This is a genomic window from Veillonella ratti (assembly GCF_003992115.1).
Classification (GTDB): domain Bacteria; phylum Bacillota; class Negativicutes; order Veillonellales; family Veillonellaceae; genus Veillonella_A; species Veillonella_A ratti.
This window is the reverse complement of sequence record NZ_RQUX01000007.1, coordinates 1-25128: the sequence shown is the minus strand read 5'-3', so window position 1 is coordinate 25128 and position 25128 is coordinate 1. Positions and strand designations below refer to the sequence as shown.

Below are 25128 nucleotides of genomic sequence, written 5' to 3'. Positions count from 1 at the left end.
TTTAAAAGTTTTCAGCTTATATAATTTGGAATTATGGTTATACATAATTCCAAATTTAGTAAGCGTAGGACCTATTAATTCCGATTCTTTGATTTAAAACACAGGAGATTGCTATGGAAGATAAACAATCTTATGATTCTAAACAGACGAGTGTGTTATCGGAAGAAGAACGTCGTGCGTTTGACGGCGTGACCATAGATGAAACCGGCCGTGAGCAATCGGAAGAGGATATTCGTCGTGAGAACCGTGCCAAGAGTCATGAAATGTCTGATGGCACCGGTTATAATGATTATTTTCAACAGACAATTCCGGGCGTAAAAATATTTACCTTCAGCTCCGTGGGCTGGAAGGGTAAATTAATCATGGCAGCTCTCGCAGTTGTTCTTTTTAGTGTGTTAACTTTCTTTGGTGGTTTATTTTTAATTGGATTTATTGTGTTGGGACTAGGCGTCGGTATATGGGCGCTCTTACGAAAGCTTTTTTAGAAAAATAAAGACTTCCTTATCGCGAATCGCCATCTGGCATGCAAGCATGAAGGCTGGCTTATCGCGATAAGGAAGTCTTTTCGCGTATTAAAAAGCAATTCGCAAGCGGCGACCATATACAATTGGGGTGTGATTGGGCGTACACGTACGAAAGGCTAGCTTGCCCAGAATGGAGAAGTCTTTTTGCGTTTAAAAGCAATTCGCAAGCGGCGCGGTCCCGATTCGCAAGCGGCGCCCATATACTAGGGGAGTGGATGGGCCACGGTATGAAAGGAGTTTATATGCAAATGAATGAAAAGCCGATTGTGGCGTTGATGTATGATTTTGATAAGACGCTTTGTACTAAGGATATGCAGGAATATGGTTTTATTCCGGAACTTGGTATGACGACGGCAGATTTTTGGCGTGAAGCTAACGGTTTAATCGATAAAGACGGGATGGACAGTATTTTGGCGTATATGTTCATGATGGTTAAGATGAGTCGCCTTCATGAAGTACCGATTACACGCCAAACGTTAAATAAATTGGGGGAAGGCATTGAATATTTCCCAGGCGTAATTACTTGGTTTGACCGCATCAGTGCTTACGGTGAGTCAAAAGGCGTGCAAATAGAACACTATATTGTATCGTCCGGTGTAAAAGAAATCATCGACGGTAGTGCAATTGCCAAGTTTTTCAAAAAGATATATGCCTGCGAATTCAAATATGATTACAACGGTCTTATTGAATGGCCTAAGATTGCCGTAAATTACACGGCAAAAACGTAATTCTTATTCCGTATCAACAAGGGCGTATTGGATATTACGACGAGTAGCGATAAAGAGCTCAACCAGTATACGCCGGAAGAGCAACGACGTGTGCCGTTTAGCAATATGATTTACATCGGCGACGGCCTTACCGATGTGCCTTGTATGAAACTCGTTAAGGTTAACGGCGGCCAAGCCATTGCCGTATATAATCCGGAACAGGAAAACGGAATTAATGTGGCGAAAAACCTGATTAAAGACAATCGTGTTAATTTTGCCTGCCCGGCCAATTATGATGAAGATAGTCGTTTGGATAATATTGTGAAGACTATTATTGATAAGGTAAAAGCAGTCGAGACCTTACAGCGAATATAACAGAGGATTCTACATGGGGAGCGGAAAATAGTCTTAAGTTGGCACTTATATCATTAAAATGCATAATTGGCATTACTTCTTGGAATAAATATATAGTGTAAATTCAAAAAATATTGTACTATTAACGTAGTAAGTAGTGTCGTGTTTATATTTAGGGAGGGGTATTATGAAACGAATATGGGGTATTGTTTTGATGGTTATTACTGTCTTGGCTGTTCTGGGATGCGGTACTGACAGTATTACCGGCGGTTCTGGGAAAAGTATTTTTACAGAGCCTGGTTTGGCGGCTAAGGCTATTTCCGAATTAAAAGAAACACCTGCATTAAAGGGGAAAGATATTCAGGTATTTCAAAATGTACTGGTTAGCGATCTTAAGGGTGTAGGAAGTCGCATCGATATTAATATCCTTGTTCCTGACACTAATGATAAAGTTGATAATTATGTGTATCAGAATGGTAAATGGGCTAGCCCGCAGCCGGTTCAGATTTCGGGTGACGGTGATATGAAAGACAATGTTATGCCAATCGACTCTATCGATTACAGTAAGATTCCCGATATGTATAAAATAGCCCAAGATAAGGCCAAAGAGATTGAAGGCGGTAAAGTAGATGAACAGCTGATTTACATTTTTGATATTAATGAACGTAAATATGATGCTCATCTTAAAATTGAAGGGGCCAGAGAAAAGTTCGACGCCATTTTTGACTCTAAAGGCAACCTCATTGAAATGAAAAAAGAATAGTAATTATTAGGCGCTGGTTTTATACAACTAGAAAGGGAATAAGCTGTTATTTAATAATTTTGAGACGCTACTACTATTGTAAACAGTAAGATTAATGTAAAAACTATTGTCGTTGGAGAATTTCTAATTTTAGATTGTGTTCGATTCGGCAATAGTTTTTTCTTTTAAGATTATATATATTACTAATTATATTGTGTGTGTGCATGAAATGTTCTATTGGGAAAGTCGTTAGTGTTATTTAGTTTTATATATGGGAGGGGTATTATGAAAAGACTATTAGGGATTGTTTTCATGATTATCACTATTTTGGCTGTGTTAGGCTGCGGTGGTGACAGTGGCACCGGTGGTGGTAAAAAAAGCATAATTACCGAACCGGGGCTAGCGGCTAAGGTTATTACAGAATTAAAAGAACAATCGGAATTTAAGGGAAAAGAAATTAAGGTGTTCAACAATGTAGTGGTTTCGGATACAGAAGAGCACGGAAATACGATTAGTATTAATATTTTGGTTCCCGGCACCAGTGACAAAGTTGACCAATATATTTATATGGACAGCAAGTGGCAGAATGCAGGCGCAGCGTTCATTCCTGATGGTCTTACTGTGAAAGATAATCTTATGCCAATCGATGCCATCGACTATAGTAAAATCCCTGAGATGTATAAAGTGGCTGAGGAAAAAGCGAAATCGATTGAAAACGGTAAAGTTGAAAAAACAGTGGGATATATCTATTATGGTTCTAATCACACATATAAAGCCTACATTCTAATCGATGGTTCTAAAGAATCATATTCAACAGAATTTGATGCTAAAGGTAACTTTGTTCAATTTATTGACGGATGACAAGAATTAAATATAGAGCTAAGAATTTATGATATAAATGCAAATAATCTACATTAGCCAATACTAAAAAACTATTGTCGGGTGAAGACTAATCATTGAATGATTTAGGTCTGAGATGACAATAGTTTTTTTCATATTTCTTCTAATCTTTCAATTTATAATTACAATCAATACAAATAAAAGTTATAATATAGATATAGTTAGATGTACAAAACATTGAAAGGAGAGAGGCTATTATGGGAATAGTAAAACATTCAAAGTATAAAAAGGTATTACGGGCTATGGTTCTTATGGGAGCGGCTTTCACTGTGGGGGGAATGATGGGCTCGGTAAGTGCGGCTGATCCTTTGGATTTTAAAATCCAAAATTATGAAACGCGTACCATGGCAGTTGATGGCAAGGATGTTACCTTTAGAGCTTATGAAAATATTCCGTACGTAGCCAATCCGGTGGATACGACCTATCAGTCAATGAATGTGTATATTCCGGAAGCCTATTTTCAAAATGAAAAAGATGGCAAATATACAGCTGAATCGGCACCTATCTTTTTACCAAATTCGGTAGGGGGCTATCGTCCAGGGAAAGCGTCCACACCGACCCTTTCTAAAGATGGCGAACCAAATGCTGTTTTATATGCTTTATCCCGTGGCCTTGTTGTGGCGGCACCGGCTGCACGCGGTCGCAGTAACGAAACGGCAGAAGGTGTCTATTACGGTAAAGCGCCGGCCGCTATTGTTGATTTAAAGGCCGCCGTGGCCTATTTACATAAGAATGATAACATTATGCCCGGTGATGCGAATAAAATCATCTCTAATGGCACCAGCGCCGGTGGAGCCTTATCCCTGTTACTAGGCGCTACCGGTAATGAATCCGATTATGCTCCGTATTTACAAGAGGTTGGAGCGGCCGATGCGCGAACAGATATTTTTGCCGTATCGGCGTATTGCCCGATTACCGACCTTGACCATGCCGATATGGCCTACGAATGGTCATATAACGGTGTCAATGAATATACAGGTATGCCGTCCTTTGGCGGTCAAATGGAGCCACCTGATCCTACCTTGGGGAACAGCTCGGCCGGAGCCACCCCGGATATGACAGCTATGCCGGACATGTCCGGTGAAGCACCTGGTAAGCAACAAACTCAAGAGGCAGTTCAATTGACGGCTGACGTGATTGCTTATAGCGACCTTTTGAAAAATAATTTTCCTACCTATTTGAATAGTTTACAGCTAAAAGATCAAGACGGTAAGTTATTGTCACTCGACTTTAACGGTAACGGCTCATTCATGGATTATGCTAAATCGTATATCATTAAGAGTGCTGAAAAAGCTAAAGCAGCAGGAACGGATATTTCCGATGCCGATTTTTTAGTGTATGATGCGAAAAATCCGGGTAAAATCGTCGATGTTGATTGGCTTGCTTATAATACATCCGTAGGCCGTATGAAAGCGCCGGGTGCTTTTGATTCCCGCGATAATTCTACCGGTGAAAACAATCTTTTCGGCACGGCTACGGTAGACAATCAGCATTTCACACAATTTGCCTCTATTAATGGTGACGGCACTGCTGTGGCAGATGAACATATCGTCAAAATGATGAATCCGCTTAACTATATTGAACCAAATGACGCTTCAAAGACGAAGGGACAGACACAGCATTGGCGTATTCGTTATGGTGAAAAGGATAACAACACGTCCATGGCCGTGCCGCTAATTGTGGCTACACGCTTGACTAACTATGGCTACGATGTTGATTTTGATTTGCCATGGGGCGTTCCACATGCCGGCGACTATGATTTACAAGAACTTTTTGATTGGATAGATAAAATCGTTACTGAATAAAAAAACAGTAGTGTTTAAATTGTTAGGGTGTTAGTTGGAGGCATTATAATGTATTCACTTGAATTAGCAAACAGTAAAGAGTTAGAAGTATGCTATGAAATTATTGAAGAAGGGCGTGCTTTTCAAAAAGAACAGGGATTCGTGCAATGGACGGAAGCATATCCCAATCGCGATACAATTGAAGCTGATATTGAGAAGAAAAAAGGGTATGTTATCAAGGCCGATAAGGATATTTTAGGTTATATGTGCGTTGATTTTGACGGCGAACCGGCCTATGACGATATTAACGGGGCGTGGCGAAGTGAGGCGCCTTATGCCGTGGTTCATCGCATGGCTTTTAGTAAAAAAGCACGAGGCAAGGGCATTGCCGACATAGCTTTTGGTTTAATAGACAAACTTTGTGTAGCTAAAGGCGTGAAATACATTAGAGTGGATACGGATTTTCCGAATAAACGAATGCAACATATTTTGACAAAGAATGGCTATATTTATTGCGGTGTTATTGTTTTTCAAAATGGCGATAAATTAGCGTACGATAAGTTTTTATAATGTAAAGCAATTTTTGGCTTACAACCCAATTTTTCTATTAGGATTAATAAAATACTCCCCAAGAGGTCATTAGCTGAATGAGCTGACCTTACGGGGAGTATTTTGCATTACTATAAAATTTAAGATTGTAATGGCTGTTTATTTTTGCGTGAACTGCCTTTTATAGGTTATTAGCACTATATTAGCGAGTCTTTTAGTTCATAGTATTTTTCCGTATAATACGGAGCCATTTGAGATTCCAATAAATCACCGCCATAGGCTCGACGGCTGACTACGATGATAGGCGGACTCTGGATTCGTTTCGCCACGGCGAGGCCCGCAAAGGAATTCCACCAATGTTCTAAATCGTCAATAAAATCAGAGGCACTACTAAAGTAATGAGAAATCGGTTTAGGTAAGTTTAGAACCGCTTCCAAACTATTTTCTTTATAGGCAAGGAGTAAGTCTTCCGGTGTCATACGATTCCATGGCTCGATGAAGCTTCTGAAAAGACGGTCATGATATTCGTATTGCAACGGATCGCCTTGGCCTTTGGTGATATCCTGGTTTTCAGAAAGTTCGGCGCTCGGGATAATATCGATGGTACCTTGTGGAATGGCTTTGCGCTTGAAGATTTCACGGTTTAAATAATTGGCTAAATCATACACCTGATATTTCCAAAGGTCACCGGAGGCGGCTAGGAAACCGGCCAAATCACCGTATAAGGTGGCATAACCGATGGTGAATTCCGTCTTATTGCCGTTGCAGGTGAAAGCACCTCCCAGAGAGGCCGCAAGGCCGGCCAGAATGCGAGCAGAACGATCGCGGGCTTGAATATTTTCTTTTACAAAAGAGCTCACTTTGACTTGTTCGGAGCCATTCGGACCTTCAAAAGTTAATGATTCAAACTGGTTAACCGTAAGTGCTAAACTATTCTCAACCGGACAAACCGCATACTGACAACCGAGATTCTTAGCTAGTTGAGCGGCTAAATCTTTCGTAGCCGTTGAATTGAAGCGGGTCGGCATATTGACTAAGTAAATTTGCGATGGGTCTAATACGGTGGCGTAGAGGGCTGCGTTTAAGGCTGAATCAATACCGCCGGATACACCGATGACAATTTTCTTGATGCCGGTTTGCTTTAAGAAGGCTTGAAGACCGAAGTGAAGGGCACTATAAATTTGAGCCGGTTCCGATGGAACTTGTACATCAATGGCTGACTTTGCTGTTGGCTGGCCGTCTGCTAAATCAACGATTTCATACGTATCGCAAGCATTATCGTTTGTAGGGGGTTCAGCTTTTGATAGTAATACAGGCTGTATGGTGGCTTCATAGGCCGGTAATTGAGTAACTACCTGGCCACCTTGATTGTACACCGTTGATTGCCCGTCAAAGGTACAAATGGATTTGCCGTTATTTTGTAAGCCCACAGAATTTATATAAAAGATAGGCGTTTGCAATTCTTTGGCGCGCGCCGTAAACAAGCGATGGCGACGTTCATTTTTGCCCAAGGTAAACGGGGACGCCGATATATTGATAAACGCATCAATCGGTACATTTTGAATAGCACTCTTATCAGCTAAGGTTGTAGTCGGTGAGAAGGAATAGTTTTCATCCCAGCTATCTTCACAGAGGAGGGGAGCCACATTAAAGGTTTCACCGTTTTTAAAGGTAAACGGTAAAATGCCTAGCAACTCTTCCACCGGACGATGCAGCTCTTGGGCCACAATCGGTAGGGGCGTGAAATAACGGGCTTCGTTGAAGAATCGATAGTTTGGATTTAATGTTTTAATAATAAACGGATACGGTGCTTCTTGGGGTGTAATTAATTCTCCATTTTGAGCGGCAAAGATAGCGTTAAATTTGCGCGGCCGCCCATCAAAATTGGTTTTGTCAGGATCGAGACCTATGTTGCCGAAAATGACGGCTATATTATCGGTCGCTTTAATGATGGTTTCGCCCATGGTAACACATTCCTTAACAAAGGCCGGTTGGTCCCAAACGTCGCCGATGAGGTAACCGCTAAGGGCGAGTTCGGGGAGAATTAATAAATCCAAGCGTAACGCTTTAGCGTATTCGATAGCTTTTAGAATAGTGTCTCTGTTTTTACGGGGATTACCGGGCACAATTTCAATTTGCCCCATACCGATGCGTATCATACTAGCTCCTTATTTTGAAAAAAGAAGAAGATTCATAATATTAAAATACTGATAATGTTAAAATACTGTCTGAGAATTATTAACGAATAATTCCCAGACAGTTTTATTATACCTTATTTTTCAATAGTATTGATTTTATTTTTTAACCGTGGCAAGTCGGAGATAAAATAGGTAGATAATAAGGCTAACCAAACAATCGGATTTAGCGTGAGCCAAGCGTTTTGAAGACCGTAAATATCCGCCAGTTTGCCGATAAGAGGCGCCACAATACCACCGAGGGTAATGCCTAGACCTAAGGTAATGCCGGAGGCAAAACCGATGTTTTTAGCTAAATACACTTGACCAAGAATTACCATTGGACTGTATTGCGTGAAAATACCGAAACTTAACGGCAAAATCAGAATCATAGAGAGCCAATAGGAATCACTTAGCGTAAAGGCCAACATGATAGGCACAAGGGAAATATAGCAATAACGAATGGCTTTAACATAGCCTATGCGATCGGCTAAGGTACCGCCAAGGACAGTGACAATTATGCCGCAAACAAAGTAAATGGATAGGGCTAAGTTGCCGGATGCCGTTGTTTGACCTAAATGAGTAATCCAATAGATGGGGATAAAGGTATTAAGAACGGCAAAACAAATGGAACGGCCCGCAATGGAAACAAAGAGAATATTGAAACTGCGCCAATCATTTTGAGCTGTTGTTGAGGATGTTGTCTCTTTTTCTTTACGTTCCGCTTTGGCGGCTAATTTATATGGTTTTAATACTAAATAGAGGGTCACTGCCACAATGGCGATAACGGCAAAGATTAGGAGACTTTTGACGCCCCAAATATAAGCGCTGCTTCCGATGATAGGACCGATGGTAAAACCGGCTTGACCACCAACAGAAAAATAACTCATGGCCTTGCCTTTTTCTTTACCGGAGATGGCGTTAACCCAACGCGCTGCTTCCGGATGAAAGAGTGCAGAGCCAAAACCGGAAATAAGGGCACAGAGAATAATGCCTACGTAACTGTCTACAAAGGCAATGGAAGCAATACTAAAGCCGCAAATCAGAATACCCAAAGGAACACTTTGCCAAAAGGTTTTTTTATCCGCCAAATAGCCAAAGAATGGCTGGGCAATCGTAGCTAAGGCTGTGTTGAAAAAGATAATAATGGCCACTTGTTCATAGGTTAATCCGTAGTTGGTAATAAATAACGGCAAGAGAGCCGGCAAAGAACCTTGGGCCGTGTCATTTATCATATGACAAATGGCCGGTAAATACTCGTGCGTTTTGCGTATAAAGTTATTTTCAGACGGTGTCTGGTTAATGCTTATTTCGGTCGACATAAAAAACCTCTCCATTTAAATTTAATAATTACATAATAATTGTAATCATTGAAGCGTTTACTAATTATTCGTAATACTCATATTTTATACCTCTTGGCATACTTTTACAAGAAATTTACATTCTTGTTTAGGTTACTGATAGTTGTTAGTGATTTATAACGAGAAGATTTAATAATTGAATACATTCATTTTACTATGTAGTTAATAAGGCTAAATGCGAGTATTTTGTGAAAAAATACCAATTTATTTTTGAAAAAGTATTATTAATAAAAATATTGTTGTATTTTCTTGATAAATGAGTATATAATGAGTATTATTTAAAAGTTTTATACGGGAAATAAGATTTTATTATGGAATGTATGGGGTGTTTACTGGAAATAAAAAGTAGTTGGGCGTAGAGTATTGAGTAGAGTCCCGGTCTAATCCCGGCTTATCTGATTATGGAGTAATGAGTGATTGTGTAATTATGCAATTGAGAAAAAGGAGACTTATGGCAACAATTTATCTTATCCGTCATGGTGAAAGTGCAGCAAATGCAGGTCTTAAAACGTTTGGAACGGCAACTATACCTTTAACGCCATTGGGGCAATCTCAAGCGCAAGAAGTGCCGGAACATTTGCCTAATCACTTAGAGTATATTATTCACTCTACGTATTTACGTACTAAAGAAACGGCGAAACCGACGATCAACGCCTATCCCACGGCTACTGTTGAAGAATGGCCGGAAGTTCGTGAATTTACTTATTTAGATCCGGTGAAATGTATGGGGTCGACCATGGCAGAGCGTAAGCCGATGGTTGAAAAATTTTGGGAAACATTGAATCCGGATTTACAAATGCATCCTGCGGTAGAATCGTTCGGGCAATTTATTAAGCGTGTTAAGGCGGCCCACTTATTGTTAAATGAACGTTTTGGCGGTAGCCATAAAAATGTTGCCGTATTTACGCATGCATTGTTTATGAAAGCCTTTTTTCAGGTGGCGGAGAAGCCTGATGCTACGGCTAAACAGCTCATGTCGGAATTTTTTGATTGTCCGGTAATTTATAACTGTGATATTTTTACGTACGAACTTTAAGTAGTATTAAGAGTTTATTAAAAGTAATATTATGGTAAAACCTAATATTACCAATCGCTCCATTCACACAAAATTCTCAAAATATGATATAATATAGCCGATGACTAAGTTAGTGGCAGTGTAGTTAACTGCGATCATATGATGAGGATATTAATGAACATACTCTTAAGTACTTTAAATTCAAAATTTATACATTCGTCGTTGGCGCTCAGGTATTTGCGCGCCTTCGGACGCACTCAAGGACAGGCATATGATATAGTGGAATACACTATTAATATGCCTGTTTTGGATATTATAAGCGATTTAACGGAACATGACGCCGATGTAGTGGGCTTTGCCTGCTATATATGGAATATCGACATGACACTCCATGTAGCGTCTTTGTTAAAATCGGTACGACCGGCGGTAAAAATTGTACTGGGCGGTCCTGAAGTAACGTATACGGCTCGCCGTATTTTAGAACAGCATCCGTATATTGATTATATTGTACAAGGTGAAGGGGAAGAAGCTTTTGCCAAATTGACGGCTAAATTGCAAGCCGGAGAATCACCGGTGGAACCGCCTATAACCGGTATTCTGGGACGAGCCGAGAATGAAATGGTTTTAAAGTCAACTACCACTGAGGACAAAACCGGATTATCAAGTCATAGCAATCTGATTAAAGGCTCTGAAGAAGTAGCGGAAGTAGCCGATTTAGGTACGATTCCATTCCCCTATGATGAATCGGATATGGTAGATTTAGAACATAAGATTATTTACTATGAATCATCTCGCGGCTGTCCGTTTCATTGTCAGTACTGTTTATCGGGCAATGCCAATACGGTACGATTTTTCCCACAGGAACGAACCTTTAAAGAATTACAGTGGTTTATTGACCATAAGGTAAAGCAAGTTAAATTTGTAGACAGAACCTTTAACTGCGCCAAGCATCATCATTTACCGCTGATGCAGTGGATCCATGATGCGGATACGGCGACGAATTTCCACTTGGAAATGGAGCCTGTTCTGATGGGGCAGGAAGAAGTTGATTTACTCGTAACTGCCCCAAAAGGGCGTATGCAGATTGAAGTGGGCGTACAGAGTACGAATCCGGAAACACTTAAAGCCATTCGGCGTTATAACAATTGGAATCACATTTGTGAAGTTATCCGACCCGTTATTGAAGGGGGCCGAACTCATGTACATATGGATTTAATTGTTGGATTGCCGCATGAGCATTATGAGCGTTTCGGTGAGTCCTTTAACGATGTGTTTAGTTTGACGCCACATGCTTTGCAAATCGGGTTTCTTAAATTATTACAAGGGTCCGGTTTGGAACGAAGTTCGGATTATGATTACGTGTATGATCCGAAGGCACCGTATGAAGTACTGGCTACGCATGTCATGCCTTACGATGAAATACGCTTTTTAAAGCATTTTGAAGATGTGTTTGAGCGTTTTTACAACAGTGAGCGGTTGCGAACGGTATTTGGCTATTTGGGGCGACGTTTAATTGCCAATGGCGAAAGTGCCTTCCATTATTTTGAAAATTTGACGAAAGCCTGGCTCGCTCAGAATTTACATCAGCGTAAATTGAACGATCGCGATCAAATGGCTTTTTTACACGATTATTTTACAAAGCAAAATGATGTAATCAGTAAAGAGCTCTTGGAATATGACTGCCTGGTAAGCTTCGGCGGTAAAGTGCGGGGCGATGAATTGGGACTCCCTAAGCAGACGAAGGAATTATTACAGGCCGGCGAGACGTTCTGGCGTGACGAAGAACTGGTTCGACGTTTTATTCCAACTTATCGCTTTGTAGAGTGGCGACGGATTCGTCAGGATTATTGTGAACATACAGTCACATTGGCTACAGCCGTTATATTAGGTGCCATTTCCAAAACGGAACAGGAAACCTATAAGACAAAAGGTATAGACCGAGTGACGTTAATTATAGATGTAAAACAGCGGCAAACGCCGTTTGTAAGACCGGAGGCGGTATTAGTTAATGAGTGATACGACAAAACCGAAACGGTATCGAGCCATATCGGCTTTTTTGAAAGAAAAATATGGTGAAAAAGTATATAAATTGCCCGTAGCCTTACCGTTAACTTGTCCGAATCGTGACGGTTCGGCCGGTGTAGGGGGCTGCGTATTCTGTGGCGAAATCGGGGCGGGCTATGAAAATTTACCGGCCTCTATGACGGTGCAGGAGCAATTGGTGAAGAATATTGCCCATATTGCTCCTAAATATAAAGCTTATAAATACATTCCGTATTACCAAAATTTCAGCAATACTTATTTGGAACCGGAACGTTTTAAAGAATATATGGAAGCGGGTTGTATCGATAGTACTGTAGGCCTTGCCATAGCGACCAGGCCTGATTGTATTAACGACACGTACCTAGAGATTCTAAAAGGTATTAAGGAAACATACGGTGTGGATATTTATTTGGAATACGGCTTGCAGTCGGTGAATTACCACACACTTGAAAAAATCAACCGTGGTCACGGTATGGCGGAGTTCATTGATGCCGTACTTAGGACTAAACGTTACGGATTCAGCGTTTGTGCCCATATGATTGTCAATTTGCCTTGGGATACCATGACGGATACGATTGAAGGGGCCAGGATTTTAACGGCACTCGGTGTTGATCAAGTTAAATTGCATGCTCTTTATATTGTAAAGAATACCTTAATGGCTAAGTGGTATGAAGCGAAACAATTTGAATTAATCAGTGCCGATGAATATATTGAGCGTGTTATTGCTTTTTTACGACATTTAGATAAAGATATAGTCTTACAGCGCTTGGTTGGTCGGGCGCCGGAAGAAAACACCTTGTTTACGAATTGGTCTATGGGCTGGTGGCGTATTCAAGAAGAAATAGAACGAGGTATGGATGAACGTGATGTGCGACAGGGGGATTTATGTAACTACTTAAACGGCTCGGCAGTACGTAAATTTTTGTAAAAATGAACGACTAATATTGGCAGATACAATTAATGGCATTTTTATAAAATCCTACAGTTTTATTTATTACAGTTAAAAGGAGTAAGGAGAAGAGTATGACGGAACGAACTTTTACGTTTCCCCGCTATGAAATGGCAGCCCCTATTTTGGGGATGCAAGAACGAAATTTAAAAATTATTGTGGAAGAATTACCTTGCCAGGTGGTGAGCCGTGGCGACACATTGCAACTCAAAGGAGACGATGAAATTGTCAATCAATTTTGGCGCGTCCTGGAAGAACTGGTTTTCCTCTATAAAGAGAGCAGCGCCATTACGGAACAGCAGATTCGTATGGCTGTGCGCATGGTGAAATCCGGTAAGGCCGATTTATTACACACCATGTTTGAAGATACTATTAATGTGACCATGAAAGGCCGCATGATTACGCCAAAAACGGAAGGTCAGAAGGTGTATGTAGACAGTATTCGTCGTAATACGATTACTTTTGGCATCGGCCCGGCCGGTACGGGTAAAACGTTCCTAGCCGTAGCACTTGCTGCTTTTTATTTAAAAAATCGCGATGTAGAGCGCATTATTTTAACTCGTCCCGCCGTTGAAGCCGGCGAAAAGCTTGGTTATTTGCCTGGCGATTTAAAGGAAAAGGTGGATCCGTATTTGAGACCACTCTATGACGCTTTAAATGATATGTTCGGCTTGGAACAGGTAGACCGCTTCATGTTACGCGGTATCATCGAAGTGGCTCCGCTCGCTTACATGCGCGGTCGTACATTGGAAAACGCCTTTATCATTTTGGACGAAGCACAGAATACGACACCGGAACAAATGAAGATGTTCTTAACTCGTTTGGGTAACAACTCTAAGATGGTTATTAACGGTGACCGCACCCAGATTGACTTACCGGGGCGCATGGTGTCAGGCCTTATTGAAGCGGAAAATGTACTTACTGGTCTCGCAGGCATTTCCATGGTTCACTTTACCGATGCGGACGTAGTTCGTCATGACCTGGTAAGTAAGATTATTCGCGCTTATGAACGGTATGAAGTGAAACGAACCGGTCGTGATTTAAATAAACCGCTTAGTAAACAGAAGAACGATAAAACGGTTAAGCATGCTAAGTCGGATAAACCGGTAAAAAATGATTCAACCGATGTTATCGCTAAAGAGTTTGATACACCGGTTCAAAAGACGGATACTACACAAGAGGAAGGTCGGTGAAACCTATGATAGTTACAATCAGTTATGCAGAAGGCATGGAACCTGTTGAAGGCGACAAAACGGCAACCCTTAATGAAGAAATTATTCAAAAAGTTTGCGGCGAAGTGAGCGAAGTATATGGTCTCAGCGATGAAGAAGAGATCAGCGTGTTACTTTGTAACAATGAAGTAATTCATCAGCTCAATAAAGAGTATCGCGGCATTGACCGTCCAACCGATGTCTTGTCTTTTGCCCTCAACGAAGGGGACGAAATTGATATGGAAGTGGAAACTCATTTGATTGGCGATTTGATTATTTCTTTGGAACGAACAGCGGAACAGGCCATTGAATACGGCCATCCTTTTGAAAGGGAATTGGCCTATTTGACGGTTCATGGTTGTTTACATATTTTAGGCTATGACCACATGACGGATGAAGATAAAGCGGAAATGCGCCGCGAAGAAGAGTTCGTGCTAGGCAATTTAGGTTATGTGCGGGAGGATGCACCATATAATGAATAAAGATAAACATTTTAAATCCGGTTTTGTAGCAGTGGTAGGGCGTCCGAATGTGGGCAAATCCACATTGATTAATGCACTCATTGGCGATAAAATTGTGATTGTTTCCGATAAAGCACAGACGACGCGTAATCGTATCGTTTGTGTATACATGGATGAGAAAAAACAGATTGTGTTTATGGATACGCCGGGGATTCATAAACCGAAACATAAATTGGGTGAATTCATGGTAAAGGCGGCCGTAGACTCGCTAAAAGAAGTAGAAGCCGTTTTATTTTTGGTGGCAGGCAATGAAAAACGAGGGCCCGGGGACAATTTCATTATCGAACAGCTAAAAAATGTAGATGTACCGGTATTTTTGGTAATCAACAAAATTGACACTTTGTCCAAAGAACAAATTTTGGAAACTATCGTAGAATATCAGAATTTATATCCGTTTGAAGGGATTATTCCCATTTCTGCCCTTGAAAAGGATAATATCCATGAAGTATTGGACGTATTGGAAAAAGTATTACCGGAAGGGCCGCAGTACTTCCCGGAAGATATGATTACGGATCAGCCGGAACGTCTTATTATTGCCGATATTGTGCGTGAAAAAATACTTCTTAAAACAAGGGAAGAAATTCCTCACGCTATCGCTGTTGATGTAGATGAGATGAAACAACGTCCCGACGGCACAACTTACATTCGTGCAACTATCTATTGCGAACGGGACTCGCAAAAGGGTATAATAATCGGTAAAAAAGGAAATATGTTGCGTGAATTAGGGGCTGAAGCGAGAACGGATGTAGAACGCTTATTGGCCACCAAAGTTTACCTCGATTTATGGGTAAAAGTTAAAAAGGATTGGCGCAACAAATCAGGCATGCTGTCTGAATTTGGTTATGAATAGAAAGGAATGATTGGTATAGATACCCCCCTAGGGGCCGCCATATTATTGATAGGGTTGGCCGTAGTTTGTATTGTAATGATTAATATTTTAGTTTTGGCGAAATTTTCATTCGCAAGGCTCAGTGAAGAGCATTTGGATGATATTGAAGATTTAAGTGAAGTAGCCAAAGCGTATTTGCGAAATTTGTATAAACGACCGGCTCGGTTTATTAATACGGCGCAATTTTTAATTCTGTTTTTTATCGTACTCCTTGCCGGCGTTGGCAGTGCTTTGATAGCACCGTTTATTGCAGATTGGGAGCGATTGTTTGAGGTTGAAACTGATTGGCTGGCCGGTATTATCGATTTTATTGTGATAGCCTTGATTGCGTTATCCATTTTGACTTTCGGTGAAATTATTCCCAAAGCATTGGGTTTATCTTTCCCAATTCGCTATATCCGTTGGACGGCCAAGATAGTTATGGGCGTAGGCTTTATAGCTACACCGTTGGTATGGGTGGCGGAAAAAGTGAGCGCTATCTTCTTAAAGAGCTTCGGCACGTTGTACAAAAACGAACTCGACTTGGTACATACGGAAGAAGAAATTCGTATGATGGTTAACCGATCTCATTCGGAAGGTAAGCTTGACCATGTGGAGGGTGAGCTTATCGATAATGTATTTGACTTTGTGGAGCGTATGGCTCGTGAAGTTATGATTCCTCGTCAAGATGTAGATTGCATCTACGTGGAAGATGACTTTGAAGAAACCTTGAAAATTATTTCGGAGACAAGTCATACCCGTTATCCCCTCTGTATGGAAGATAAGGACCACGTAATCGGCCTTGTTCATATTAAGGATTTAATGGAGCAAAAAGAAAAGGCTCGGAAAGATTTACGCTTAGTTCGTCGTGATATTTTAACCGTACCGGAAGTCATGAAGCTTTCCGTACTCTTACAGTATATGCGTACCCGTCGAATTTATCAGGCTGTCGTAGTTGATGAATACGGCGGTATGGTGGGTCTTGTTTGCCTCGAAGATATTATCGAAGAGCTCGTTGGCGATATTAAAGATGAGCATGAAACAGATTTACCGGCGGTAGTCATCAATGATGACGGCACCTTTGATTTTGACGGTAAAGTCCTTGTGGACGAAGTGGAATATGCTATGCATGTGGACTTCGATGAGCCGGAAGAAGATACTATCGGTGGTTATATCTTCGGTATGCTGGAACGTACGCCGGTTGTAGGCGATACGGTTGAGCTTTCCGGTTATGTTTTCACCGTTACGGAAATGCAAGGGTATCGCATTGCACGTCTTAAAGCAGCACCGGTACCACCGGTTGAAGAAGAGAATGAAGCTGAGCCTAAGGAGCATGATAAGGAAAAGGAGTAATACTCTATGAAAGGTCAAAATACGATAAATTGTGACGCGGTGGTTCTATACCGCCGTAAACGCAAGACCTATTCAGTAGTAACGTTTTTGACAAAACAACGTGGTATTCTTCATTGCTCCATCCCGCAACGTCGTTGGCAGACACTTAAAAATGCCGGTTATTTACAGCCTTTCAGTCAGGTGTATATTACTTTATTGCCGAATGGTGAGTATTACGATTTACAGCAATTGGACGGTCGTTATTTAGTTCGCTCCATTGAAACCGATTTAGACAGCATTTGCTATGCTGCCTTTGCGGGGGAGTTTATCAGCACTGCCTTTGCTGCGGAAGAACGAGATATAAATCTTTATACCTTGGTTGTGCGTTTTTCAGAGTTGATTCGCACGAAGCCGGTGCCGTTAGCCGTTATCTTACTGGGGTGGCAACTACTTAGTCTGGCCGGCTTTGTACCAGCCGCTAAAGCTTATCAACAGGCGGACGGGGTAGCCCGTTTTGTCAAAGAATTCACGGAAACGACGGGGTTTACTTTGTCACGAACGGCGCAGGAAGCAATAGGGCAGATTTTGCTCTATGATTGGCAAGATACTACATCGGTTCAATTGCCCCGTACATTGTGGCGCGAGTTGGAACGTGCGCTTTTTGCCTATACAACGATACAGTTGGGGCAGGAACTCAGTTCTTTGCGATTCTTACATGAAATGAAGGCGAAAGCTTTTGATTAGTAATGGCTTTAATAATAGTTAGCAAGTTACTCATATAATTATTACTATATAAGCAATTTTTGACCGAGGACATATGTTTTTGGTTGACAATATAAACGGGAATTGGTATGGTAACAGAAGTTAGTGTCCTAAAGGGCCACCATGTTAGGAGGAACGAACATGACATTTCAAGAAATAATTTTAAATCTGCAAAAATTCTGGGCAGAGCAAGGTTGTATTTTACAACAGCCTTATGATATGGAAAAAGGGGCCGGTACTATGAACCCGGCGACTTTTTTACACGCTATCGGACCTGAACCTTGGGCCGTTTGCTATGTGGAACCATCCCGTCGTCCGGCGGATGGCCGTTATGGTGACAATCCGAACCGTTTGTTCCAACATCATCAATTCCAGGTTATCGTTAAACCATCGCCTGAAAATATTCAGGAATTGTATTTAAAAAGCTTGGAAACTTTGGGGATTCATGCGAAAGACCATGATATCCGCTTCGTAGAAGACAACTGGGAATCGCCAACTTTAGGTGCCTGGGGTCTCGGCTGGGAAGTTTGGCTCGACGGCATGGAAGTAACGCAGTTTACTTACTTCCAACAAGTGGGCAGTATCGATGTAAAACCGGTATCTGTAGAAATTACGTATGGTTTGGAACGTTTGGCTATGTATATTCAGGGCGTAGAAAACGTGTATGATTTGAAATGGAATGAAAATGTAACGTACGGCGATATTTGGCATCTTAATGAAGTGGAACAGTCTGCTTACAGCTTCGATTTAGCCGATACAGATATGTTATTCACTTTGTTTGAAATGTATGAAAAAGAAGCTAAACGCATTTGTGAAGAAGGCTATATTTTGCCGGCTTACGACTATGTGTTAAAATGCTCGCACACGTTTAACTTATTAGATTCTCGCGGTGCCATCAGTATCAGCGAACGTACCGCTTTTATCGGTCGTGTACGCAGTCTTGCTCGTATTTGCGCTCAGGCGTACTTGGATAAACGTGAAGAATTAGGGTTCCCACTCTTGAAAGGAGATAAGTAATATGGCTGAAGATGTATTATTTGAAATTGGTGCTGAGGAAATACCGGCCGGCGCCATGCCCGGCATTTTAGCACAGCTTAAATCCTTAACGGAAACTAAATTGCAGGAACATCATTTAAAATATGAAGCGATTCGCACTATGGGGACACCTCGTCGTATTACCTTAATGGTTGATGGTGCAGCGGATATGTCCGAAGAATTGAGCGAACGCCATAAAGGACCTTCCGCAGCTATCGCTTATGATGCAGATGGCAATCCTACAAAAGCAGCTATCGGCTTTGCCCGCGGTAAAGGCCTTGATGTAGCCGACTTAGTAGTAGAAGACGGTTATATTTATGCTGAAACCAAAACAGCCGGTGTTAAAGCTATGGATATTTTCACGCAAATCTTGCCTGAATTAATTCATGGGTTAAGCTTCCCTAAATCTATGCATTGGGGCGATTTGGATGATAAATTCATTCGTCCGGTTCGTTGGATTTTAGCTTTATTGGGCACCGCCGTAATTCCGGTGGAATTTGCCGGTGTTCGTTCCTCTAATTTCAGCCGTGGCCATCGTTTTTTAGGTGAACGCGGTGTGCTTGTACAGCATCCGGCTGATTATATCAAAAACTTGGAAGATAACTTTGTTATCGTGGATCAAGATAAACGCCGTGACATGATTAGTAAACAACTTCATGAATTGGCTGATTCTAAAAATGCTACCATCGTATGGGACGACGATTTATTGGAAGAAGTTTTGTACTTGGTAGAATATCCGACAGCTCTTTGCGGTACTTTCGATGAAAGTTACTTGGCATTGCCTGATGCTGCGGTTATTACGCCGATGAAAGACCATCAGCGTTATTTCCCATTGGTGTCCAAAGATGGTAAATTATTGCCAATGTTCCTTACCGTTCGCAATGGCGACAGCCATAGTCTTGACGTAGTAACAGCCGGTAACGAACGCGTATTGCGTGCACGTTTGGACGATGCTAAATTCTTCTTTAATGAAGATCGCAAAAAAGCCTTGGCCGATCGTTCCGAAGGACTTAAGAAAATCGTATTCCAAGAAGGTCTCGGTAATTTAGCCGACAAAACTGAACGTTTATTAGCCTTAGGTGCTGAATTCGGCGAAGCTTGCGGCCTTGGTGAAGACGCCATGGTTGAACTTGAACGAGCTACCGTATTGGCAAAAACGGACTTAACAACCGGTATGGTAACCGAATTTACTGAATTACAGGGCATTATCGGTAAAGAATACGCTTTGCTCGACGGTGAATCCGGTGAAGTGGCGGAAGCCATTTTTGAACAATATTTGCCACGTTTTGCCGGCGATATTTTGCCTGAAACTCCGGCCGGTAAAGTGCTCAGCATTATCGACAAAGTTGACAATATTGTGGCTACTTTCAGCCGCGGCTTAATTCCAACCGGTTCCCAGGACCCGTATGCACTTCGCCGTCAAACTATCGGTGTATTGAATATTTTGAGCAATAGTGCTTGGAATGTTTCTTTAGAACCGTTATGGCGTCAGGATTTAACTTTATTAGGCGTTCCGGAAGCTAAACACGATGAAATCGTAGGGCAGTTGAATAACTTCTTTGCCCTTCGTTTAAAAAATATTTACCTCGATCACGAAGTGCCGCACAATGTTATCGAATTGGTATTATCCAATCCGACTGTTACCGTAGCTCAGGCTGACGGCCTTGTTAAAGCTATTATGGCTCATCGTATCGATGAAAATGTAGAACTCGTTCAGGCCTATACGCGTATGTATAACTTGGTTAAAAACGAAAGCTATAAGGCTGTGGATGAATTGTTATTCAGTGACGAAGCTGAAAAAGCATTATTCAAAGAAGCGGTTTTTGCTTATGAAAATTCACAAACAGCCCTTGAAAACAAGGACTATGATAAAGTAGTAGCTATTCCTGAAACCTTGGTACCGGCTATTAACAAATTCTTTGAAGATGTTATGGTTATGGTCGACGATGAAGCGGTTAAAGCAAATCGTTTGCAATTAGTTCGTTTGGCCTATGAATCCATGGCTGTTATCGGGGATGTAAGTACTTTGAAATAAAAGTATAAGTATTTTTAGAAATTTTGGATAAATCTGATAGAGAGAGCAGATTTTTGAGATTTGGGGATGTTTGTATGAATACTTTTACTCGAGCGGCCTTAACCGTTTTGGTAGGGCTTGTTATCTGGTTTTTACCTCACACCGAGGCTATTAAGCCGGAAGGTTGGCAATTGTTGGCTATTTTTATAGCCACTATTGTAGGCTTTATTTTGCGTCCGTGGCCTACTGGCATTATGGCCATTTTCGGTGTCGTTGCTGCCGTAGCGACTAAATCCATCACTATGGTGCAAGCTTTGGGCGGTTACGCGGAAGCAAATGTATGGCTCATCGTGGCAGCTGTATTTTTCTCGCGCGGTATTATTAATTCCGGCCTCGGCAAGCGGATTGCGTATACTTTAATTCATTTATTTGGTACCAGTTCATTGAAGCTATCCTATGAGTTAGCTTGTGCGGATTTGATTATATCGCCGGCAACACCGTCGAATACAGCCCGTGGGGGCGGGATTATCTTCCCGATTGTGCAAAATGTTTCACTGTCCTTCGGATCCAATCCACACGATAGCTCGTCCCGCAAAATCGGTGCCTTTTTGATGACTACGGCTCACACCATTAATACAATAACCGTTACTATCTTTTTAACTGCTTGTAGTGGTAACTTATTGATTACTTCTTTAGGGGCTAAATTATTCGGTTATGATATTTCCTGGTGGGAATGGTTTCAGGCGGGCGTGATTCCCGGTGTGATTTGTATGATTTTAATGCCGTGGTTCATTTATAAAATCTATCCGCCTGAAATTAAGGAGACACCGGAAGCACCGGCGATGGCGCAAAAAGAGTTGGATAAGTTAGGACCTGTCACGAAAAGTGAAATTTATGTGGCGTTGATTTTTGTGGCTTGTATTATTTTATGGGCTACGGCTATCTGGACTAAATTGCATCCAACGGCAGTCGCTTTAATCGGTGTTCTCGCCTGTGTTGTGACGGGCTCACTAACGTGGGATGATATATTAGGTGAAAAAACGGCCTGGGATATACTCATCTGGATGGGGACCCTTGTCGGTATGGCCGGGCTCCTTGGTAAATTAGGCGTTGTTGCTGTATTTGCGGATTTCGTAAGCAACTTCCTGAAAGGTTACGACTGGTTCTGGGCCTCTTTCTTTGTATCGGCGGCCTTCGTGTATTCTCAATATTTCTTTGCCAGCGGCACCGCTCGTATTACGGCGCTATTCTCCGCTTTTGCGGCTATTTTGGTGGCGATGGGGGCTCCTATACCATTTACCATCTTGTTATTTGGTTTGATGAACAGTCCGGGCTGTACGTTGACACATTATAGCTCCGGCGTAACGCCGATTTTCTTTGGCGCCGGCTATGTACCGCAAGGTACGTGGTGGCGCGTTGGCCTGGCTATCTCGGTTGTGAGTTTCCTAATTCACTTCTGGGGCGGTGTATTGGGTATGAAACTATTTGGCATACTCTAATTAGCCTTAAGCGAAATTTATTTGAACAATATAGATTTTTAGGTAATAGTAGGGTGTAGTAAAAATTTTACAAAAATAGACTTGCTATATATAGTTAGTATGTGATATTATAGTACTGTTATTTTGAGATAGTCCGCTGCCTATGAGGTATGGGTAAGAATGTCTACAATAAGGAGGAAAGAAAAGTGAACATTATTAACGTAATTGAGCAAGAACAGCTTCGTGCAGACATTCCTGCATTCCGCGCCGGCGACACCGTTCGTGTACACGTAAAAGTTGTCGAAGGCACACGTGAACGTATCCAGGTTTTCGAAGGCTTGGTTATTAACCGTCAAGGCGGTAGCGTTCGTGAAACTTTCACTGTTCGTCGTATTGCTTCCGGTGTGGGTGTAGAACGTACATTCCCACTTCACAGCCCACGTTTGGCTAAAATCGAAGTTATGCGTCGTGGTGTTGTTCGTCGTGCTAAGTTGTATTACTTACGTAATCTCACTGGTAAAGCTGCGCGTATTCGCGAAAAACGCTAATTTCACAAATAAAGGGTTGCCGTTGGCAGCCCTTTATTTTTTGCATGTTATAATATAGTTAGTGAATAGTTAGCGAGCAATGAGTGAGCAATATATTGAATTACACGAATTGCATAAATTAAAAATATTTTGATTATTATATATGTGTGCTACATTATATATCAGTATATATAATCTGAGGAGATATATAACGTACGAATATTTTTATCATTTTTCATTGTAGTATAAAGATACTTGTATAAAAATCAGTTAAAGATGAACGATTAAGCTTAAAGGAGGCGATACCATGGCAGATACAAAACAGGATATATTTCCGGTCGTACATTGGTTCCCGGGGCATATGGCAAAAGCCACCCGCATGATAAAGGAATATGTCAAAAAAGTAGACGTTGTCATCGAGTTGTTGGATGCTCGCATTCCGCGAAGTAGTGCCAATCCCGTAATCAGTGAAGTAGTGGGCCAAAAACCACATATCGTCGTGTTAAATAAGTCCGATTTGGCTAATCCGCAAGCAACTAAAGAATGGGTTGCTTATTTCGAAAGCCAAGGTGTTACCGTATTGGCGATTGATTCCAAAACCGGTAAGGGGAATAAACAGTTAGTCAAAGCTGTTGAACGTCTGGCCCAGCCGATTATCGACAAATGGAAGAATAAAGGCATTCGCAGCCGTTCCGTGCGTACTATTATTTTGGGCATTCCAAATGTAGGGAAATCTACTTTGATTAATAAATTGGCCGGTGCGGCCGCAACTCGTACGGCGGATAAACCGGGACATACCAGAGGTCAACAGTGGGTTAAAATCGGTAAGGATTTGGAGCTTCTCGATACGCCGGGCGTATTGTGGCCTAAATTGGAAGACCAGCGTGCCGCAGCTCGACTGGCTATGACCGGTGCCATTTCGGATGATGTGTATGACCTTGAATCGGTAATGAAACAATTACTTAACCAGGTCAATGAAGCGCAACCCGGTTTATTAGCGGAACGCTATAAATTAAAACCGGAAGAATTAGGCGATGCTGATACATTGTTAGAAAATATCGGCCGTCGTCGCGGTTGTTTAGTAAGTGGCGGTATTGTCGATTTAGACAAGGCACGACGCATTGTGCTCACCGATTATCGCAATCAGAAGCTTGGTAATTTAACATTGGATAGCGTCAATGAAGAACCGTTAACTACAGAGGACGAAACTAAGCATGACGAAGAATGAATTTGAGGCCTTAACGGTAAAAGAAATTAAAACCCTTTTGGAAACCACTCAATTTGAGTTTGATGTTCTCTTGTGGGCTCAGGAAGATTCCCGGACTTCGGTTCGTAAGTTGGCCGCTGCTTACGTGATGCGCCAGAAGAAGCAATTAGCGGAATTTCAGCGTTTAAATGCGCTTTATACGTATGAAAACAGCTTCTATGAAGAAGGTATTTTTGAAGTTGCCGGCGTTGATGAAGTTGGGCGCGGTCCCATTGCGGGGCCGGTTACAGTGGCTGCTGTAATTTTGCCGCCAAATGCTCAAATTGAAGGCCTTAATGATTCTAAAAAGATTGCACCCCATAAACGGGAGCTTATTTATGATGAAATTATGCGCCAAGCCGTTGCGGTTAGTTGCATTTCGTATGGGCCTGAAAAAATTGACGAGCTCAATATTTATCGGGCTACGCAGATGGCTATGTATGAAGCAATTAATACCTTAAAGGTGCCGGCGAAGGCAGTCCTGGTAGATGCTATGCCATTGCCGGAGCTTACAGTTCATGTGGAATCACTCGTTAAGGGGGATTCTAAAAGCGCTTCTATTGCGGCCGCATCAATTGTGGCTAAAGTAACGCGCGATCGTTATATGGAATCCTTGGAAGATGAATATCCGGGTTATGGTTTTGCCATCCACAAGGGCTATTTTACGCCGCTTCATAAAGAGGCCTTGGAATTGCAGGGCATAACGCCGCTCCACCGCAAAAGTTTTGAACCCATTAAAAGCATGGTGGGCTTTGAGTATCCGTCAAAAAGTAAATAGAATCCTATGTTGGAAAACCGGTCCTATGGCCGGTTTTTTGCATTCTCTATGTATAGCTTTAGTTGCGTAATAGTTGAATGATTACTATTCAAAAACGAATAAATATTCTGATGCGATTAGAACAATTAATTGGTTTTTGTCAAGTGGTGTGCTACGATGAAAGCCCGATTTTAAAATGAGGGTTATAGGACATTTTGAGTTGGTAATTTAATCCCAGAGATAGTTAGGATATGGATCAGAGAAATGAAAATCAC

The 25128-nt window shown here is 41.6% G+C and carries 23 protein-coding genes; 21 read left to right on the top strand and 2 right to left on the bottom strand.

The genetic code is table 11. The features are described from left to right. The first annotated feature begins 113 nt into the window (after window positions 1-113). The 7 genes from EO124_RS04395 to EO124_RS04370 all read left to right on the top strand — a co-directional run bounded on the left by EO124_RS04395 (window position 114) and on the right by EO124_RS04370 (window position 5581). Window positions 114-485 (top strand): hypothetical protein, encoded by a 372-nt coding sequence (locus EO124_RS04395; protein ID WP_127058500.1) that lies wholly within the window; start codon window positions 114-116, stop codon window positions 483-485. 281 nt (window positions 486-766) lie between these two features. Further along, complete coding sequence (locus EO124_RS10340; protein WP_241230666.1) at window positions 767-1252, top strand: HAD family hydrolase; 486 nt, start codon at window positions 767-769, stop codon at window positions 1250-1252. 27 nt (window positions 1253-1279) lie between these two features. Continuing rightward, window positions 1280-1606 carry a hypothetical protein gene (locus EO124_RS10335; RefSeq protein ID WP_241230665.1) on the top strand — a complete coding sequence of 109 codons (327 nt, stop codon included), beginning with the start codon at window positions 1280-1282 and terminating at the stop codon, window positions 1604-1606. A gap of 166 nt (window positions 1607-1772) precedes the next feature. Beyond that, on the top strand, window positions 1773-2348 hold the full coding sequence (locus EO124_RS04385; RefSeq protein WP_127058499.1) for a hypothetical protein: 576 nt from the start codon (window positions 1773-1775) through the stop codon (window positions 2346-2348). 264 nt (window positions 2349-2612) lie between these two features. Then, window positions 2613-3188, top strand: coding sequence for a hypothetical protein (locus EO124_RS04380; RefSeq protein WP_127058498.1), 576 nt, complete (start codon window positions 2613-2615; stop codon window positions 3186-3188). A 236-nt stretch (window positions 3189-3424) separates the two neighbouring features. Further along, complete coding sequence (locus tag EO124_RS04375) at window positions 3425-5032, top strand: subtype B tannase (protein WP_241230664.1); 1608 nt, start codon at window positions 3425-3427, stop codon at window positions 5030-5032. Window positions 5033-5080: 48 nt separating this feature from the next. Continuing rightward, complete coding sequence (locus tag EO124_RS04370) at window positions 5081-5581, top strand: GNAT family N-acetyltransferase (RefSeq protein ID WP_127058497.1); 501 nt, start codon at window positions 5081-5083, stop codon at window positions 5579-5581. A 176-nt stretch (window positions 5582-5757) separates the two neighbouring features. On the opposite strand, the gene nadE is transcribed toward EO124_RS04370, so the two are convergent. After that, the gene (nadE, locus tag EO124_RS04365) at window positions 5758-7719 is read right to left on the bottom strand and encodes an NAD(+) synthase (protein WP_127058496.1); all 1962 of its coding nucleotides are present in this window, start codon (window positions 7717-7719) and stop codon (window positions 5758-5760) included. A 113-nt stretch (window positions 7720-7832) separates the two neighbouring features. Continuing rightward, complete coding sequence (locus tag EO124_RS04360) at window positions 7833-9056, bottom strand: MFS transporter (protein WP_127058495.1); 1224 nt, start codon at window positions 9054-9056, stop codon at window positions 7833-7835. Window positions 9057-9546: 490 nt separating this feature from the next. Here EO124_RS04360 and EO124_RS04355 point away from each other — a divergent pair, with 490 nt between their 5' ends. The 14 genes from EO124_RS04355 to rnhB all read left to right on the top strand — a co-directional run bounded on the left by EO124_RS04355 (window position 9547) and on the right by rnhB (window position 24874). Then, complete coding sequence (locus tag EO124_RS04355) at window positions 9547-10131, top strand: histidine phosphatase family protein (RefSeq protein WP_164726546.1); 585 nt, start codon at window positions 9547-9549, stop codon at window positions 10129-10131. Between the two features lie 153 nt (window positions 10132-10284). Next, window positions 10285-12126, top strand: coding sequence for a B12-binding domain-containing radical SAM protein (locus EO124_RS04350; RefSeq protein ID WP_127058493.1), 1842 nt, complete (start codon window positions 10285-10287; stop codon window positions 12124-12126). Further along, on the top strand, window positions 12119-13081 hold the full coding sequence (mnmL, locus tag EO124_RS04345; protein WP_127058492.1) for a tRNA modification radical SAM protein MnmL/YtqA: 963 nt from the start codon (window positions 12119-12121) through the stop codon (window positions 13079-13081). Before EO124_RS04350 ends, mnmL begins: the two co-directional genes overlap by 8 nt. Window positions 13082-13176: 95 nt before the next feature. Next, window positions 13177-14295, top strand: coding sequence for a PhoH family protein (locus tag EO124_RS04340; RefSeq protein WP_127058491.1), 1119 nt, complete (start codon window positions 13177-13179; stop codon window positions 14293-14295). Window positions 14296-14300: 5 nt separating this feature from the next. After that, on the top strand, window positions 14301-14795 hold the full coding sequence (ybeY, locus tag EO124_RS04335; RefSeq protein ID WP_206512535.1) for an rRNA maturation RNase YbeY: 495 nt from the start codon (window positions 14301-14303) through the stop codon (window positions 14793-14795). Continuing rightward, window positions 14788-15684: a GTPase Era gene (era, locus tag EO124_RS04330; RefSeq protein WP_127058490.1), complete on the top strand. Its 897-nt coding sequence runs from the start codon at window positions 14788-14790 to the stop codon at window positions 15682-15684. The genes ybeY and era overlap by 8 nt, the downstream gene beginning before the upstream one ends. A 6-nt stretch (window positions 15685-15690) precedes the next feature. Then, window positions 15691-17055, top strand: a complete 1365-nt coding sequence (locus EO124_RS04325; RefSeq protein WP_127058489.1) for a hemolysin family protein — start codon at window positions 15691-15693, stop codon at window positions 17053-17055. A 6-nt stretch (window positions 17056-17061) separates the two neighbouring features. Next, window positions 17062-17778, top strand: coding sequence for a DNA repair protein RecO (recO, locus tag EO124_RS04320; protein WP_127058488.1), 717 nt, complete (start codon window positions 17062-17064; stop codon window positions 17776-17778). 159 nt (window positions 17779-17937) lie between these two features. Further along, window positions 17938-18813, top strand: a complete 876-nt coding sequence (glyQ, locus tag EO124_RS04315) for a glycine--tRNA ligase subunit alpha (protein WP_021841067.1) — start codon at window positions 17938-17940, stop codon at window positions 18811-18813. Window position 18814: 1 nt separating this feature from the next. Beyond that, window positions 18815-20866, top strand: a complete 2052-nt coding sequence (gene glyS, locus EO124_RS04310; protein ID WP_127058487.1) for a glycine--tRNA ligase subunit beta — start codon at window positions 18815-18817, stop codon at window positions 20864-20866. A 74-nt stretch (window positions 20867-20940) separates the two neighbouring features. Then, window positions 20941-22344: a DASS family sodium-coupled anion symporter gene (locus EO124_RS04305; RefSeq protein WP_127058486.1), complete on the top strand. Its 1404-nt coding sequence runs from the start codon at window positions 20941-20943 to the stop codon at window positions 22342-22344. Between the two features lie 185 nt (window positions 22345-22529). Continuing rightward, on the top strand, window positions 22530-22871 hold the full coding sequence (gene rplS, locus EO124_RS04300) for a 50S ribosomal protein L19 (protein WP_021841063.1): 342 nt from the start codon (window positions 22530-22532) through the stop codon (window positions 22869-22871). Between the two features lie 286 nt (window positions 22872-23157). Further along, window positions 23158-24078, top strand: coding sequence for a ribosome biogenesis GTPase YlqF (gene ylqF, locus EO124_RS04295; RefSeq protein ID WP_127058485.1), 921 nt, complete (start codon window positions 23158-23160; stop codon window positions 24076-24078). Continuing rightward, on the top strand, window positions 24065-24874 hold the full coding sequence (gene rnhB / locus EO124_RS04290; protein ID WP_127058484.1) for a ribonuclease HII: 810 nt from the start codon (window positions 24065-24067) through the stop codon (window positions 24872-24874). The genes ylqF and rnhB overlap by 14 nt, the downstream gene beginning before the upstream one ends. Window positions 24875-25128: the final 254 nt, after the last annotated feature.

Excerpts from the sequence above, each read along its gene's own strand:
- EO124_RS04340 (WP_127058491.1), top strand. The coding sequence starts at position 13,177 with ATGACGGAACGAACTTTTACGTTTCCCCGCTATGAAATGGCAGCCCCT.
- EO124_RS04385 (WP_127058499.1), top strand. The coding sequence starts at position 1,773 with ATGAAACGAATATGGGGTATTGTTTTGATGGTTATTACTGTCTTGGCT.
- ybeY (WP_206512535.1), top strand. The coding sequence starts at position 14,301 with ATGATAGTTACAATCAGTTATGCAGAAGGCATGGAACCTGTTGAAGGC.
- EO124_RS04380 (WP_127058498.1), top strand. The coding sequence starts at position 2,613 with ATGAAAAGACTATTAGGGATTGTTTTCATGATTATCACTATTTTGGCT.
- EO124_RS10340 (WP_241230666.1), top strand. The coding sequence starts at position 767 with ATGCAAATGAATGAAAAGCCGATTGTGGCGTTGATGTATGATTTTGAT.
- glyS (WP_127058487.1), top strand. The coding sequence starts at position 18,815 with ATGGCTGAAGATGTATTATTTGAAATTGGTGCTGAGGAAATACCGGCC.
- EO124_RS04325 (WP_127058489.1), top strand. The coding sequence starts at position 15,691 with ATGATTGGTATAGATACCCCCCTAGGGGCCGCCATATTATTGATAGGG.
- era (WP_127058490.1), top strand. The coding sequence starts at position 14,788 with ATGAATAAAGATAAACATTTTAAATCCGGTTTTGTAGCAGTGGTAGGG.
- EO124_RS04350 (WP_127058493.1), top strand. The coding sequence starts at position 10,285 with ATGAACATACTCTTAAGTACTTTAAATTCAAAATTTATACATTCGTCG.
- mnmL (WP_127058492.1), top strand. The coding sequence starts at position 12,119 with ATGAGTGATACGACAAAACCGAAACGGTATCGAGCCATATCGGCTTTT.
- EO124_RS04360 (WP_127058495.1), bottom strand. The coding sequence starts at position 9,056 with ATGTCGACCGAAATAAGCATTAACCAGACACCGTCTGAAAATAACTTT.
- EO124_RS04370 (WP_127058497.1), top strand. The coding sequence starts at position 5,081 with ATGTATTCACTTGAATTAGCAAACAGTAAAGAGTTAGAAGTATGCTAT.
- EO124_RS04305 (WP_127058486.1), top strand. The coding sequence starts at position 20,941 with ATGAATACTTTTACTCGAGCGGCCTTAACCGTTTTGGTAGGGCTTGTT.
- rnhB (WP_127058484.1), top strand. The coding sequence starts at position 24,065 with ATGACGAAGAATGAATTTGAGGCCTTAACGGTAAAAGAAATTAAAACC.
- EO124_RS04395 (WP_127058500.1), top strand. The coding sequence starts at position 114 with ATGGAAGATAAACAATCTTATGATTCTAAACAGACGAGTGTGTTATCG.
- EO124_RS04375 (WP_241230664.1), top strand. The coding sequence starts at position 3,425 with ATGGGAATAGTAAAACATTCAAAGTATAAAAAGGTATTACGGGCTATG.
- nadE (WP_127058496.1), bottom strand. The coding sequence starts at position 7,719 with ATGATACGCATCGGTATGGGGCAAATTGAAATTGTGCCCGGTAATCCC.
- ylqF (WP_127058485.1), top strand. The coding sequence starts at position 23,158 with ATGGCAGATACAAAACAGGATATATTTCCGGTCGTACATTGGTTCCCG.
- recO (WP_127058488.1), top strand. The coding sequence starts at position 17,062 with ATGAAAGGTCAAAATACGATAAATTGTGACGCGGTGGTTCTATACCGC.
- EO124_RS04355 (WP_164726546.1), top strand. The coding sequence starts at position 9,547 with ATGGCAACAATTTATCTTATCCGTCATGGTGAAAGTGCAGCAAATGCA.
- glyQ (WP_021841067.1), top strand. The coding sequence starts at position 17,938 with ATGACATTTCAAGAAATAATTTTAAATCTGCAAAAATTCTGGGCAGAG.